The 15,236-nt window shown below is 46.2% G+C and carries 14 protein-coding genes and 1 tRNA gene; 11 read left to right on the top strand and 4 right to left on the bottom strand.

The window, feature by feature from the left end:
- Positions 1-452 precede the first annotated feature (452 nt).
- Entirely contained in the window at positions 453-4,055 is a 3,603-nt protein-coding gene (locus KO512_RS05270) for a PAS domain S-box protein (RefSeq protein ID WP_215951289.1), read from the top strand.
- A 119-nt stretch (positions 4,056-4,174) separates the two neighbouring features.
- Here the strand turns inward: KO512_RS05270 and KO512_RS05265 are convergent.
- The 4 genes from KO512_RS05265 to flgA form a co-directional block, all read right to left on the bottom strand.
- Positions 4,175-4,251: transfer RNA gene (locus KO512_RS05265), tRNA-Arg, on the bottom strand.
- A gap of 174 nt (positions 4,252-4,425) precedes the next feature.
- Complete coding sequence (locus KO512_RS05260; RefSeq protein ID WP_215951288.1) at positions 4,426-4,917, bottom strand: flagella synthesis protein FlgN; 492 nt, start codon at positions 4,915-4,917, stop codon at positions 4,426-4,428.
- A gap of 19 nt (positions 4,918-4,936) precedes the next feature.
- Entirely contained in the window at positions 4,937-5,260 is a 324-nt protein-coding gene (gene flgM / locus KO512_RS05255; protein ID WP_215951287.1) for a flagellar biosynthesis anti-sigma factor FlgM, read from the bottom strand.
- A gap of 118 nt (positions 5,261-5,378) precedes the next feature.
- Entirely contained in the window at positions 5,379-6,080 is a 702-nt protein-coding gene (gene flgA, locus KO512_RS05250; protein WP_215951286.1) for a flagellar basal body P-ring formation chaperone FlgA, read from the bottom strand.
- Positions 6,081-6,163: 83 nt separating this feature from the next.
- Between flgA and KO512_RS05245 the strand changes: the two genes are divergently transcribed.
- The 10 genes from KO512_RS05245 (at position 6,164) to KO512_RS05200 (ending at position 15,235) form a co-directional block, all read left to right on the top strand.
- Positions 6,164-7,099 (top strand): chemotaxis protein CheV, encoded by a 936-nt coding sequence (locus KO512_RS05245; RefSeq protein ID WP_215951285.1) that lies wholly within the window; start codon positions 6,164-6,166, stop codon positions 7,097-7,099.
- Positions 7,096-7,971, top strand: a complete 876-nt coding sequence (locus KO512_RS05240) for a CheR family methyltransferase (protein ID WP_303493101.1) — start codon at positions 7,096-7,098, stop codon at positions 7,969-7,971. The genes KO512_RS05245 and KO512_RS05240 overlap by 4 nt, the downstream gene beginning before the upstream one ends.
- Before the next feature lie 227 nt (positions 7,972-8,198).
- Positions 8,199-8,600, top strand: coding sequence for a flagellar basal body rod protein FlgB (gene flgB, locus KO512_RS05235; protein WP_215951284.1), 402 nt, complete (start codon positions 8,199-8,201; stop codon positions 8,598-8,600).
- Between the two features lie 2 nt (positions 8,601-8,602).
- Positions 8,603-9,037, top strand: coding sequence for a flagellar basal body rod protein FlgC (flgC, locus tag KO512_RS05230; protein WP_215951283.1), 435 nt, complete (start codon positions 8,603-8,605; stop codon positions 9,035-9,037).
- A 29-nt stretch (positions 9,038-9,066) separates the two neighbouring features.
- Complete coding sequence (locus KO512_RS05225) at positions 9,067-9,741, top strand: flagellar hook capping FlgD N-terminal domain-containing protein (RefSeq protein WP_215951282.1); 675 nt, start codon at positions 9,067-9,069, stop codon at positions 9,739-9,741.
- Positions 9,742-9,756: 15 nt separating this feature from the next.
- The gene (locus KO512_RS05220) at positions 9,757-11,694 is read left to right on the top strand and encodes a flagellar hook protein FlgE (protein ID WP_215951281.1); all 1,938 of its coding nucleotides are present in this window, start codon (positions 9,757-9,759) and stop codon (positions 11,692-11,694) included.
- Between the two features lie 164 nt (positions 11,695-11,858).
- Positions 11,859-12,602: a flagellar basal-body rod protein FlgF gene (gene flgF / locus KO512_RS05215; protein ID WP_215951280.1), complete on the top strand. Its 744-nt coding sequence runs from the start codon at positions 11,859-11,861 to the stop codon at positions 12,600-12,602.
- Between the two features lie 36 nt (positions 12,603-12,638).
- On the top strand, positions 12,639-13,424 hold the full coding sequence (gene flgG / locus KO512_RS05210) for a flagellar basal-body rod protein FlgG (protein ID WP_215951279.1): 786 nt from the start codon (positions 12,639-12,641) through the stop codon (positions 13,422-13,424).
- A gap of 22 nt (positions 13,425-13,446) precedes the next feature.
- Positions 13,447-14,121 (top strand): flagellar basal body L-ring protein FlgH, encoded by a 675-nt coding sequence (flgH, locus tag KO512_RS05205; protein ID WP_215951278.1) that lies wholly within the window; start codon positions 13,447-13,449, stop codon positions 14,119-14,121.
- A gap of 19 nt (positions 14,122-14,140) precedes the next feature.
- Positions 14,141-15,235 carry a flagellar basal body P-ring protein FlgI gene (locus KO512_RS05200; RefSeq protein ID WP_436792267.1) on the top strand — a complete coding sequence of 365 codons (1,095 nt, stop codon included), beginning with the start codon at positions 14,141-14,143 and terminating at the stop codon, positions 15,233-15,235.
- Position 15,236: the final 1 nt, after the last annotated feature.

Below are 15,236 nucleotides of genomic sequence, written 5' to 3'. Positions count from 1 at the left end.
CCATTGGGCTGCGGGAGCAGGATTCTAACAGTTAACCTAGGTGAACGGGAAGGTGATTGGCTGGTAGAGGCTATATTAGATGAGACTGTGTTTGACGAAGCTGTATTTGATGTAGCTATCTGATGAGGCTCAAGCTTAAGATAATGCCGGCCTTCCACGTTCAGGTGGTATTTCTGAGTACATGTTCGCCCTCGTTTTGTTCTTATGGATATCGAAACCTCATGAAGCACGCAGATGCATCAATCACCGAGGACTTGAGCTTGTTTTGACCGGTCACTATTGGATATTGGGGGCCTGCGGGCTCTAAAACACGCTTCAGTTATTTCGCGCTACTACCATTCATTTCGGCTACACTACTTAATAGTATAAAAAAGGGCACTTTGAGCGCATAAACGCGCTATGTTCATCTGTTCTGAAAGGGGGCTGAATTTTATGGCTAATCAGGTAACGGCATGAAATCAAACAGTTCAGGTTCGTCCTCTAACCAGCTGCTTAATAATACCCAGTTATTATTGGAAGCTCTTTTCAATCAGTCGCTTACGTTTGTTGCGATCTTGTCTCCTGAAGGGCAAGTGTTAGACGTTAATGATTCGGTATTGAAATCTAAAGGCTTTACAAAAGACGACTTTATTGGAAAGCCAATATGGAAGTCACCCTTATGGTGTAATTTTCCTGAATGGGAAACGATTTGGAAACAACGATTAGTTGAAGCATCGCAGTTGCAGACGCCAGTCATCACGAAAGACATTTTTCAGGGCAAAGATGGCTCGGATTATTATGCCGAGGCCTCTGCCACCGCTCTGTATGATCCTGATAATGGCGAGCTTTTGGGCTATCTAGTTCAAGCTATTGATACGACAAAGTGTCAACTAATTGAAGATAAGAACCAAGCAAATGAAGCTAGGTTAGAATTTATTCTCGAGCGATGCCATATCGGTAGTTGGGATTATAATCATATCGACGATACAGCGCATCGCTCTCTAATGCATGATCAAATATTTGGGTATGACCAGTTGTTGCCGCAGTGGACTTATGAGATGTTTCTCAACCATGTCATCCCTGAAGAAAGGGATGATGTTGATAAGGGATTTCAACAGGCGGTTAAGAATAAAGCTGATTTTACGACGGAGTTTAGGATTCGTCGTAAAGACGGTGAAATTCGTTGGATTTTAGCGTCAAGTGGACACCCGGTTGATGCAACAGGGCTGGCTAAATTGAGGGCTGGAACCGTACAGGACATCACTGAATTAAAGCAAGCCGAGATAGCTAAATTAAGCCATAGTGCCGAGCTACAAAGTTTGTTTAACGCCTTACCCGATACGTATTATCGTATGACATCCGATGGGACCATCCTCGATTATCGAGCACAACAGAAAAGCGAACAAGATGAAAACCCGGATAATTTTGTTGGTAAGCGGATGGCTGATTTTTTGCCGGATGATATTGCTCTGTTATTCCAATCAAAAATTGATGAGGCATTACAGGCAGAACAGGCTGTAACTTTTAACTATGCTTTGCTGGCTAATCATCAAATGACCCATTGTGATGTTCGTCTTAATAGAATCCCTCATAGTGATCAGCTTATCTGTGTCATTCGGGATGTGACGGATGAGTTTAAATCGAAGGAGTCTTTGGCTACCAGTGAACAACTATTTCGTACGTTTTTTGAACAGGCCGCCGTTGGTGTAGCGTTGGTGGATGCTGAAAAGGGAACCTTCGTTCGTATTAATCAGCGGTTTTGCGACATGCTCGGTTTCTCTGTCGAAGAGATGGTCAATGGGAAACACTTTAGAGCTATTACGCACCCCGACGACTTACCATTAGGTTTGAATAATCTCGAAGCAATACGTAGTGGGAAAAAACGTAAAGCAAGCCAGGAAAAACGTTATATTCATAAGGATGGTCATGTTGTCTGGGTTGAACTGAGCGTATCTTCTACTTCAAAAAATGGCGAACCTGCCCAGACGATGATTGCTATTGCTCAAGATATTAATCTACGAAAAAAAGCTGAAGAGAAGCTTCAACTATCTGCAAGAGTCTTTAGTGATACTCAAGAAGGCATCGTCATTACAGATGCTCAACAACTCATCGTTGATACTAATCCAGCATTTAGCCAAATCACCGGTTATAGCCGCGAAGACGTGCTCGGTAAATCGACAAGCTTGCTAAGTTCCGGTAAACAAAGTCCGCAATTTTATGCACAAATGTGGGCCGCAATTACAGAGAATGGTCACTGGCAAGGTGAGGTCTGGAACAGGACAAAAGAGGGAGAGCTGTTTGCTGAGTTACTGAACATCTCGTCGTTAACTAATGAGCATAATCAGGTGACACATTATGTGGGTGTGTTCTCCGATATTACGAGTATCAAGCGGCAACAAGAAAAGCTCAACTTGATGGCTCACTACGATGTTCTCACGAACCTACCTAATAGAACCCTGTTTATCGATCGTTTTCATCAGTCCATTGCCCATAGTAAACGCACAGGGCATCAATTAGCCGTGTGCTTTCTCGATTTAGACGATTTTAAACCCGTAAATGATAATTATGGTCATGACATAGGTGATCGCTTATTAGTTGAAGTCGCCGCTCGAATCACAGGCTGTATTCGAGATGAAGATACTGTTTCACGTCAAGGTGGGGATGAGTTCGCCATACTGCTGAATGATATTAAATGCGTTTCAGAGTATGAGGTGACTATCCAGCGTCTTCATCAAGTGTTGGCCATGCCCTATTTTATTGATAGTGTGCAACATAAAGTGACCGCTTCCAGTGGCGTGACCCTCTACCCCTCAGACAGTGGCGATATCGATACCCTGTTGCGTCATGCTGATAACGCGATGTATCAATCTAAACTGTTAGGAAAGCATCGTTCTCAATTATATAGCCCCGATTCGGATCAGCGGATTATTCAAAAGAATCTTCAGCTAGAAGAGATCGAGCAAGCCTTAGTTAATCATGAGTTTCAGCTGTATTATCAGCCAAAAGTGAATATGGTGACAGGGGAGGTGTTTGGCGTTGAAGCGTTAATTCGTTGGCTGCATCCGGAAAAAGGGCTTATCCCCCCACTGGCGTTTTTACCCTATATCGATGGTGCGCCGCTGGAAATTAGGCTTGGTGAGTGGGTTATTAATGAAGCCCTACAGCAACTTAACCACTGGCAGCAGCAGGGTGTTGATCTTGAAGTGAGTATTAATATCTCATCGGACCATCTGTTGTCACCTATGTTTGTTACCGTACTCGAAAAGTACATAGCGGCGTACCCTTCAGTTAATGCACAACGTCTACAATTAGAAATATTAGAAAGCTCTGCTTTAGGTGATCTCAATACCATTACCCGTATTATCGAAACCTGCCAAAATAGCTTCGGCGTTAGTTTTGCGTTAGATGATTTTGGTACCGGTTATTCATCCTTGACCCATTTAAGAAGCTTACCGGTTAATACGATTAAGATTGATCAAAGCTTTGTACGCGATGTGCTCGATGATCCGAGTGATTATTCCATTATTGAAGGTGTAATCTCTCTAACGAAAGCCTTTAATCGTAACGTGATAGCGGAAGGCGTTGAAACCTCTAATCACGGCCTGATGTTATTGGTGATGGGCTGTGAGCAAGCTCAGGGGTACGCTATTGCTAAACCGATGCCCGCGGGAAGTTTAATCCAGTGGTTAAACGATTATATACCGAATAAGGCATGGCTTGATTGTGGTCAACAGCAACGTAGTAATAAGGAAAAGAGTCTCGAGATCTTTAGGCTAATTAATAATCAGTGGATAGAAAAACTGCGGAGCAAGGTAGCCTGCTCTGGGCATGACATGGCTAATTGGCCTATTTTCGATCATCAGCTCTGCCAATGCGCTAGCTGGATCCGTCGGGAACAGCAAAATCAGTTATTTGATAAAGAAGAGGTTCAACGGCTCAAAGAGACGCATGCAAAGCTGCATGCGATGGCTGATCTAATGCAGCGCCAGTATGACGCGGGTGATATTACTGCGGCACGTGCCAGTTTATCAGCGTTGGAGTTAGTTTTTGAGGAACTGAGCAAGGGTGTTGGCTAACTTGGGTATTATCAACGCCAAGGGCTGTGTGTGACCGGCAATCCTAGAGGAACAAAAGGTATTTATATCGTTTCTTAACGGATATTGATCGATAATCTATTTTAAATCAATGAGTTGTATGGTGAGGATGGAGGGAATTGAACCCCCGACCTGCCCCTTAGGAGGGGGCTGCTCTATCCAGCTGAGCTACATCCCCATACAAGTATTGATGCCTCGATGCATGGACGAATGACATGCATATGTGATCCCACTTACAGCCTTGATTAGGTTTGATTCAATCGAGTTGAACTTAAGTTGAACTTAAAGGGGAGACAACGGCGTGAATTCTACTTGTTCCGAAGGCTGAGGTCACGGGGAAATACTAAAAAAGTCAGGCTTTTCCAAGACTGTTTTGCGCGGCGTAGTTACCCTTTCCACCGCTCTGATTATAGAGGGTGTTTTTCTGGTTTTGTCCTCTGAGAATATTCATCAGTTGTTCCAGATTGCGGCTATTACGAGTAATGACTATTTCGTTACGCTTATTTTTATCATTAACCTGTCGCAGTATCTGCTCGAGCTCACTCCAGTGAGCCTTGAATGACAGTGCTTCCGCTTCAGTTAAACGTGTTTGGTAGTCTGTTAAGCCGGTTTTGTCGGGGGTAATACCTGCCGCACTAAAATATTGATTGCGGGCTTGGTTGTTTTCTTCTAACTGCAGAAGCACCGCTGTTTTGTTTTCAACCAAGGTTTGCAGTTGCTCAACTTCCCGCTGCTGCAGTGCTTGATATTCGGCATCGAGCAATTCATTGAGAGTCGTTAGAAAAGCAATGCCCTGAGTGGTCAGGGCATTTATTTGCTCAAGTGGCGGCAGCGGATTTGTCACAATATTGTGGGTCCCGATATTAGTCCAGCAAACTTTCTAACTGGAACAGATTGCGAGCAGTGCTCTCATAATCGATCTGATAACTACCGCTATCAATAGCGGCTTTCAGATCAGCGACTTTCTGTTCGTTAACGGTGAAACCTTCTTCAGCCACCTGTCCGGCGCTTTTCTGTACCGCCTGAGCTGCCGCACTCAAACTTACGCCAGACGAACGTGTCGATTCTGTCGCAGTGTTTGACTGTGATTGCGATGCACCACTCTCGGTTGCAGGTTGTTCATTTACCTTGGCACGAGAGTTAGTCGCCTGTGAAGAAGACGTTAAACCCGTGATATCAATAACCATTTTCTGGTCCTCATACTGTTCTATACACAGCTATCGGCGAGTCGATGGGAAACTTTAACAGTATTTGTAAAATAATGGCTTTAGTATAGCAGTTCATATATCGACCTGCGAGGTGCTGTTATCGGCCATTGACAGTGACAACGCCCTGACTTTTAACATAACCATAGACCCGCTTACCTGAGCGGTTGTTAATAACCGATATTTGCTCACCAAAGGAACCGTCTTGTTGGGCGGTGCCTGTCATTCGCACAGACATTGGGCCTTTATTAGCCTCAATATAAACGACGTCACCTTTGCGGACCAGTAACTTTTTTTCAATCTGTGAGGGTGAGATTACCTGATTAGCTGCGATCGAGCGTTTTATTTCTCGGCCAATGAGTTCACCAGGGTTTGTAAAGTAGGGTGATGTTATGCGTTTGATATCAAATGCTTTGAGATAAATATCAGAATCCCCCAAAATGGTGCCTTTTCTTAATGCGCGGCTAGTGAGAACGATGGGCAGCCATTGTTCCACCGTAGCGGAGAGATAAATAGTCCACGCGGGTTGCTGGCAGATTGCTTTCGCCGAGATGCGATTAGCTCTGCTGGGCGCGTGGGTAATGGCGATGGGTCCATTGCACTGGCGTTTGTCGAGTGTCTGTGCGAGTGGCTTTACTTTGATGATGGTGCGAGCCAGCGGGTGGCTAATTTGGTACTGTTTTTCTAAGTAATGTTGCGCATTCTTAGTGATTGAGGTCGAATCTTCTGACTGTGCGCCCTTTACTGGCACGGCTAACATAGCTATAAGTGTGATTATTGTGGAGAATGTATATTTTTTCACGCTGAATCCAGAAGTTCTCATTGCAACCTTGTTATTGCAATCAGGTTGTCAATGTTCAGGTAACGCTTAGTACAGAGAGCATCATGTCAGGTATAAACAGTACTGTAAACCAACGTACCAATATGGCGGGACAAAACCGCCTTGAGCTGCTTTTGTTCGGACTTAATGATGATCAAATTTATGGTATCAATGTATTCAAAGTCCGTGAAGTTCTAACCTGCCCTGAACTGACCGGCATCCCTAAGCAGACCACGGCTTTGAAGGGGCTTGCACATATTCGCGGTGAAACGATTCCGGTGATCGACCTGTCTCAGGCCATTGGTGGTACTCCGGTCGATGCCGCAGAACGGCTGAATTGTTTTTTGATTGTTTCAGAATACAACCGTCGGGTCTTAGCCTTTTTAGTGCGTAATGTTGATCGTATTTTGCCCGCCAAATGGGATCAGGTGAGTCCACCGCCAATCGAAACCAAAGAAAAGAATTATCTGACCGCCGTAGTTCAGTATGAGAATGGTTTGATTGAGATTTTGGATGTTGAGCAGGTACTGGCCGATCTTATCCCAGTGAGTACGGATGTGAAGTCCACCACGATCACTGAGAGCGTTAAAAAGAGCGCTGCGGGATATCGTATTTTGGTTGTCGATGACTCAAGTGTTGCCAGAACGCAGGTGAAAAAAGCACTGGAGAATCTGAATATCAATGTCGTTACCGCGAATGATGGTCAGGCGGCACTGGATATGTTGACTCAGCTAGCGGATAAAGAGCAAAAATTGACCGATACTTTCCTGATGGTTATCTCTGATATTGAAATGCCTCAGATGGATGGCTATACGTTAGTTAAGCGAATTCGTGAGGACATACGCTTAAAGTCCTTGTATGTTATGTTACATAGCTCTTTAAGTGGTCGCTTTAATTTAGCGATGGTCAAACGTGTTGGTGCCGATGCTTTTATCGGTAAGTTTAATCCAGATGAACTGGCTGACGCGGTGATTAAGCGAATTGAGTCAATCGAGGGGTGAGTCACTCAACGCAGAATGAGGACATAACGCTGAACGATAATAAAATAAGAATTACTCAACCAGAGTTCGATCAGTTTTGTCTCTTTCTTGAGAAGGCTTGCGGTATTTTGTTGGCAAAACATAAGCAATATCTGGTTGAGAGCCGGCTAGGCAAAATTCTTGCTGAAGGTGAATATAGCTCACTTGGCCAATTGACCGCTGTATTGGGGCAGCCCGGTAACAGTTGTCTTAAAGAGCAGGTCATTAATGCGATGACTACGAATGAGACGCTCTGGTTTCGTGATATACACCCCTATACTATTTTAAAAGAAAAACTCCTGCCGGAGTTGGCGGTTAATGCTTCCTCTCAACGATTAAAAATCTGGTCGGCAGCCTGTTCAACCGGTCAGGAACCCTACTCAATCAGTATGATTATTGATGAGTTTAAGAGCGAATATCCCGGGGCTTTGCGTTTAGGTGAGGAGATTATCGCCACCGATATTTCCACCCGTGTGCTTGAGCAGGCGCGTTTAGCCGAATATGAGATGCTGGCGCTGGGTCGAGGGCTATCGCAGGATCGGCTAAAAAAGTTTTTTGAGCCCAGCGTTGAAGAAGCTTGGAAATTGATACCAAAGATCAAACAGCGGGTAACCTTCAGAGAGTTGAATCTGTTAGGGGAGTATCCCGATATTGGCCCTTGCGACATTGTATTTTGTCGTAATGTGTTGATCTATTTTTCGACATCGCGCAAGCGTGATATTTTGCAAAAAATTCACAAAGTACTTAAGCCCGGGGGCTATTTATTGTTGGGAGCCTCAGAATCTATTGGGAATCTCAACGACCTGTTTGACATGATTCACTGCCGCCCTGGTATCATCTATAAAGCTAAATAAAGATTTCCCTTCTATTCGCTTTCTAAAACGAGGCAAGTAAGGCGATCTGACGGTTGATCAGCTTGCTTGCCGCCCTCTCTTTTTTCTTGCCGCTTTGCCGCTATTGCCCGGATAGCGGTTGCCGCTTTGGTATAGAGCTGTTTTTAACTATCTGTATTTCAATGGAATTTCTATTCTGGTATCAGTTTTGCATTATGTCTGTGTAAGAAAACACTGGAGGTAAACTGATGGCAATTAGCTTTGATAACGCACTGGGGATTCATGAACAGGCCGTTGGCCTGCGGATTCAACGTGCCGAAATTCTGGCCAATAATATTGCTAACAGTGATACACCGAATTACAAAGCTCGGGACATCGATTTTGAAAGTGTCTTAAAGGGTGTTCAAGAGGGTCAGCAGCCATTGCAGATGAGCCGCACGAGTGAGAATCATAATGCGGGGCTGATCAATTCTGATTTTGCATCAGAGTTGATGTATCGAATGCCCACTCAGCCGAGTGTTGATGGCAATACGGTGGATATTCAGGCAGAGATGGCCCGCTACACCGAAAATGCAATTGATTATCAGGCATCGTTTCAGTTTCTGGATAATAAATTTAAAGGCTTAACTAGCGCGATTAAGGGTGAGTAATCATGTCTCTGGGTAATGTTTTTGATATAGCGGGTTCAGCCATGAGCGCACAGACAGTGCGACTGAATACCACAGCCAGTAATATGGCTAATGCCGAGAGTGTTAGCAGTAGTGCTGATGAAACCTATCGTGCCCGTAAGCCGGTGTTTGAATTAAAGCAGATGGATAACGTTCAGCCAGGTAGTGCGCCGTTAGGTGTGCAGTCTGGGCAGGGTGTTGCTATCGCAGGGATTGTGGAAAGTGATGCGCCTCTGCGTCAGGAGTACAACCCAGATCATCCGATGGCCGATGAAAATGGTTATGTTCACTACCCCAATGTCAATGTTGTAGAAGAGATGGCGGATATGATCTCTGCGTCACGCTCTTTTCAGATTAATGCTGAGATCATGAATACGGCAAAACAGATGATGCAGCGAGCACTAACTCTGGGGCAATAAGCGCAGAACGTCTGAAGTGAGGTAAAAATATGAGTGTTAATGACGTTTCAGGAACGCAGTCGATCTACGAGCAGATCAATGCGCAGAATCAGAGCAGCTCCACATCAACTACGAGCAGTAGTAGTGAAGATAGCGAGATGTTCATGAAGCTGATGATCGCGCAGCTACAAAATCAGGATCCGACTAGCCCGGCCGAAACCAGCGAATTCATGCAGCAGATAGCCAGTATGAGTACGGTTGAAAATATCGCTAAGCTAAATACCACCATGGAGACGATGTCAGCTTCGTTGCTGTCGAGTCAGGCGGCATTACAGGCTTCGTCGATGATTGGTCAGGATATTTATGCCAAGACAGATACGGCGCAAGTGGCTGAATCTGGCGAGATTCGAGGAGTCGTTGAATTGCCGGTTAGTACCGAAAATCTACGGGTTTCAATCTACGATAGCGATAATAATCTGGTGGATGAAGTCGAGATGGGCAGTCAGGCGGCTGGTGATCAATACTTTGTATGGAGTGCGGGCGATCGTCCTGCCGGAGACTATCGAGTAGTCGCGCAGGCACAAGTTGATGGTAACTACGAAACCGCGACTAGCTATATTGCTTACAACGTTAATAGCGTCACGCTGGGACAGAATGGTATTGGTATGAAAGTGAATACCGATGCAGGCTCAGTCGACTTTACTGATGTCAAACGAATAGGTTAAATCGGAGAGATAATTATGGCGGGTTTTAGCACTGCGATAACAGGTTTAAAAGCGGCATCGACTGACCTTGATGTGACCGGTAACAACATTGCAAACTCCAGTACCGTTGGCTTCAAATCCTCGCGTACCGAGTTTGGTGATATCTATGCTTCTGCGGTAGTGGGGGCAGGTTCAAGTAATGTAGCTGGTTCCGGTGTGACCGTCACGGACATCGCACAAAATTTTGAAGCGGGTACGACTGAATTCACCAGTAACAACCTAGATCTAGCGATCAATGGATCGGGCTTCTTTCAGTTGGATGATGGTCAGGGTGGCGTTACTTATACCCGTGCCGGTGCTTTTGAGTTGGATAAAGATGGTTACATCGTGTCTAAAACGGGTAAGTATCTGCAAGGGTATGGTTTGGATGATGACGGTAACCGTTTACCTTTGCAAAGCCTAGCAGTAACAGAGAAAGAAAGTCCGCCTAATGCAACCAGTAATATCGACCTGTCGTTTAATATTAATGATGCGGAAGACCCAACACTGTTAAGTACGCCGTATGATAAAGACGTACCCGCCACCTTTACTTACAGTACCACGGTGCGGACATATGATTCATTGGGTAATGAAAACACCATTAAATATAATATGGTTGAACAGCGTCCCGTTCGTGATGTTTATGCGGTCGATGTGAGTTTTCCCGATACTTTAAATATTAGTGGTGTTGATGTTAGTTTTGATGCATCAGGTACCCCCTCGGCTGCCGATCTAAGTACGTTGCAGAATACTGATAAGCGTATCGATACATCGACACTGACATTTACTCAGGATGCTACCGCTGCAGCGGGTGTTGGAACGGTGAGCTTTGAAACTTACTCTCAATACAGTAGTTATGGTGACATGCTCATTCAGGATAGTGGTGGAGTGGATATTGTCCCTACGAAAACTGAACGTGATGCGAATGAGAACAAGGCTTATACATTAGGGAGTCCCGATGCTGATACTGAGCTGAGTATCGGTGGCGTGGCGATTAGTATTCCTAGCGGTTCTACCTTAAATGAAATCTCCGCCCTGATTACCGATAAGCAAGCTGAGATTAAAGACCGTAATCCAAGTGTTGAATCGGTCACTGTGGTTGAAGAGGGTGGTACGTTTCAGTTAGATGTTCGCTTTAAGGCGGAATATGGCGATATTGGTACTGGATTTAGCGTAGCCGAAACCGGTTCTTCAACTATTGCGGTATTAACGGCCAATGCTGATGACACCTATGAAGGGGATAATAGTTATCGTGGTCAGTATCAGATGTATGCTTATCTGAACGGTACTGAATTGCTGGATATTGGTAAGAGTGTTGATCCTGGCGAGTCTGGTTTTTCAACCGATAGTACCGATACCCTAAGCGAAGTTGGTGCGGTGATGCTTGGGTTTGATCCGAGTACCGGCTTTTTGGATAGTGTTAATGGCACCAGTTTCGTTGCGGGTGCAACGGCACCTGCTTTAACGGTTAAAGGGGCTGATCCTGCGAACACTGAAACCGAGATCGATCTGGATTTGACCGATAGTACACAGTTTGCTTCCGCTTCGATCGTCAAATCATCCTCTCAGGATGGTTATACTAAGGGTGATCTGATCGGTGTCAGTTTTGCTGAAACCGGCGAGATGGTGGCGAGTTTCTCTAATGGTGAAACCCAAAACCTAGGTGTGGTTGCCTTTGCGACCTTTGAAAATCAGTCGGGCTTACAACCATCAGGCGATACTGAATGGACAGCGACCCTGTCATCCGGAAGTGCGCTGCTGAACCCACCGAGTACTGGTTTGAATGGTAGTTTACGTTCGGCGGCTCTAGAGCAGTCAAACGTTGATTTGTCGACTGAATTGGTTGCTTTGATTGAGGCGCAGCGTAATTTCCAGGCGAACTCTAAAACCCTAGAAACGTTGAATACCGTCACTCAGGCGATTCTCCAGATCTAATTTTGGGTAATAACTCAGTTGTTTATAAGGCGGCCTCGGTCGCCTTTTTTACGTCTTTATGAAAGGTTGGCACAGGCATTGCATTTTTAACTATTAGTGAATTTAAACCACTAAAGCGGCAATGTCTGACCGTTTTAGTGTTAAGGCGGCAAACGGGGTATCCAATGGATAAAGTGTTGTATCTGGCTATGAGTGGCGCGCGCGAGAATATGCGCTCTCAGCAAGCCCACGCGAACAATCTTGCGAATGCGACGACAACAGGCTTTAAGGCTGACTTTGCTCAAGCGCGGGCAATGCAAGTCGAGGGCGATGGTTTTGCTTCAAGAGTATACGCCATGGCCGAACGTCCCGGTACGAATATGGCCACAGGCACGCTGATGCAAACAGGGCGGTCAATGGATGTTGCCATTGATGGCGATGGTTGGATAGCGACCATCGATGCTGAAGGCAACGAGGCTTATACCCGCCAAGGTGAGTTACAGATTAATAGCCTTAATCAGCTAGTCACTCACTCGGGTGATCAGGTGATGGGCAATGGTGGAATACCTATTACTTTACCGCCCTTTGAACAGTTGGAAATCGGCGGTGATGGCACGATTACTATTCGTCCGGCTGGCGATGGGGCTAATGAACTGGCGATTCTTGATCGTATTAAACTGGTTAATCCCGATGCCGGTGAGCTGTTTAAAGGGGTCGATGGCATGATGCATACCGGCAATAATCAGCCGTTGTTGCCGGATGACAATGTGAAAATACGTTCCGGTTTTTTGGAGTCCAGCAATGTGAACTCGATATCTGAGCTCACCTCGGTCATTGACCTAGCGCGTCAGTTCGAGATGCAAGTGAAAATGATGAAAACGGCAGAAGAGAACTCCTCTGCCGCAACACAAATATTGTCACTTCAGTGACAGCATAATAATGAATAATGCAGGTGGAGAATAAGTATGCATGGAGCCCTCTTTGTAGCAAAAACGGGTTTGAGCGCGCAGGATACCTCCCTGAAAATCATATCCAACAACTTGGCAAACGTCAGTACGGTTGGCTTTAAAAAAGATCGCCCTGTCTTTGAAGACCTGATGTATCAGATTCAACGTCAGCCCGGTGCGCAGACCGCCGATGACTCTCAGTTACCTTCGGGTTTGCAGTTGGGGTCGGGTGTTCGAGTGGCTGGCACGCAAAAACTGTTTCAGGAAGGCGAGCTGGAAACCACCGGTGAATCCTTTGATATCTCGATTGAAGGGCGCGGCTTTTGGCCCGTCGCATTGCCTAATGGTGATACCGGCTATACGCGCCACGGCCAGTTTCAGCTGAACTCTGATGGTGAAATAGTGACATCGGAAGGGTACTTGCTCGAACCCGGTCTGACCCTGCCTGACGAAGTGCAGTCGATGACGGTGGGGGTCGATGGTGTGGTTAGTGTGGTAGTGCAGGGGGATGCAACACCACAAGAGATTGGTCAGCTTCAGCTGGCTGATTTTGTTAACGCTCAAGGGTTGCAGTCTTATGGCCAAAACCTCTACCTCGAAACAGCCGCCAGTGGTAATCCCGTACTCTCTAACCCCGGAGAAGGGGGGACTGGTCAGCTCCGTCAGGGCATGTTGGAGGGCTCTAACGTGAATGCCGTTGAAGAGCTGGTGAATATGATCACCACCCAGCGTGCTTACGAGATGAACTCGAAAGTGATCTCGACCGCTGATCAGATGTTGTCTTACGTAACTCAGAATCTATAAGTATGAGTTGAGAGGTTTACCGATGAAATTACGTCTAACTATACTGGCTGTCATACTTATTTTAGGTGGGTGTACCAGTGCCGTGCCAAAGCCTGATAATCCTCGCTTTGCACCGGTTCGTCCTCAGGCGATGGAGGCTCCACGAGAGGTGACAGGTTCTATTTTTAATGCCGCCACCAGTAACAGTTTGTATGGTGATGGCCGAGCGCATCGGGTCGGCGATATTATTACGATCGTATTAGAGGAAAGCACCTCCTCAACGAAAAGTAATAAAACCTCGGTGGATAAATCAAATTCACAAACGATAGACTCGCCAACGGTTTTTGGTATTCAGCCAACGATTTTAGGTAAGCCTCTGAGCTTTGGTTCGGGTGATTCAGAAACAGCGTTTGATGGTGAAGGCTCATCCGATATGAGTAATAGTCTGGATGGCAATATTACCGTGACGGTGCATGAAGTATTGCCGAATGGGCTAATGATTGTGAAAGGTGAGAAGTGGCTAACCCTGAATCAGGGGGATGAATATATTCGAGTGAGCGGCATGATTCGGCCACAGGATATCACCTCCAGTAATACCGTGAACTCAACCCAGCTAGCCGATGCGCGGATCACCTATAGCGGCTCGGGTGAGCTGAATGATTCCAACTCGATGGGTTGGTTGTCAAAATTCTTTATTGGCCCGCTGTGGCCGTTCTAAGGGAATGATACGGAGAACCATGATGAATCGTTTCTGGATGATCGCTTTAATGACCTTGCTGTTTAGCAGCACAGTTAATGCCGAACGGATAAAAGACCTAACGTCCGTCGCTGGGGTACGTAGTAACCAATTAGTGGGCTATGGCTTAGTGGTGGGCTTGGATGGCACCGGCGATAAAACATCATTTACCTCGGCGACCTTTCGCAACATGTTGAATAACTTTGGCGTGGCGATTCCGCCGAGCATGGACCCTTCCTCGAAAAACATTGCCGCGGTGGCGGTGCATGCGGATCTGCCACCTTTTGCTAAGCCCGGTCAGGTGATCGATGTCACCGTATCGACCATTGGTGATGCTAAAAGCTTGCGGGGTGGCAGCTTGATTATGGCGCCGCTGAAAGGTGCCGATGGTCAAATCTATGCGATTGCACAGGGTAACCTAGTAGTCTCTGGTTTTGGTGTACAAGGTTCTGATGGATCTCGCTTATCACTCAATGTGCCCAGTGTTGGGCGTATCCCCGGCGGCGCGTCCGTTGAACGAACGGTGCCGAATGCATTTGCACAGGGCGATAGCTTAGTGCTGAATTTGAACTATGCTGACTTTACCACGGCGCGTCGGGTCGCCGAACAGATCAACAGTTTGTTAGGCCCCGGTATGGCTCAGGCGATGGATGCAACCTCGATTCGAGTGTCTGCCCCTCGGAATCCCAATCAGCGAGTATCTTTTCTGTCGGTGTTGGAAAACCTAGAGGTTCAGCCTGCGCAGGAAGTGGCTAAGGTCATTATTAACTCACGTACCGGCACCATTATTATCGGTCAGAATGTTCGTGTCTCGCCGGTCGCTATCACCCATGGTGGTATGACGGTGGCGATCACCGAAGATCTGAATGTCGATCAGCCGAATGCGCTGGCGGGTGGTGATACGGTCATTACGCCGCGTACAGGCATTGAAGTCGATGCGGGGAGTGGCCATATGTTTGAATTTTCGCCGGGTGCTTCTTTGCAGGATATTGTTGAAGCGGTTAACCAAGTAGGGGCTGCTCCAGGTGATCTAATGGCGATTTTGGAAGCGTTGCGGCAAGCCGGTGCCCTAAAAGCAGAACTGATTGTTATCTGAG

The organism is Amphritea atlantica (genome assembly GCF_018860855.1).
GTDB lineage: Bacteria > Pseudomonadota > Gammaproteobacteria > Pseudomonadales > Balneatricaceae > Amphritea > Amphritea atlantica_A.
The sequence above is the reverse complement of the archived record's forward strand: the minus strand, read 5'-3'. Positions and strand labels throughout refer to the sequence as shown.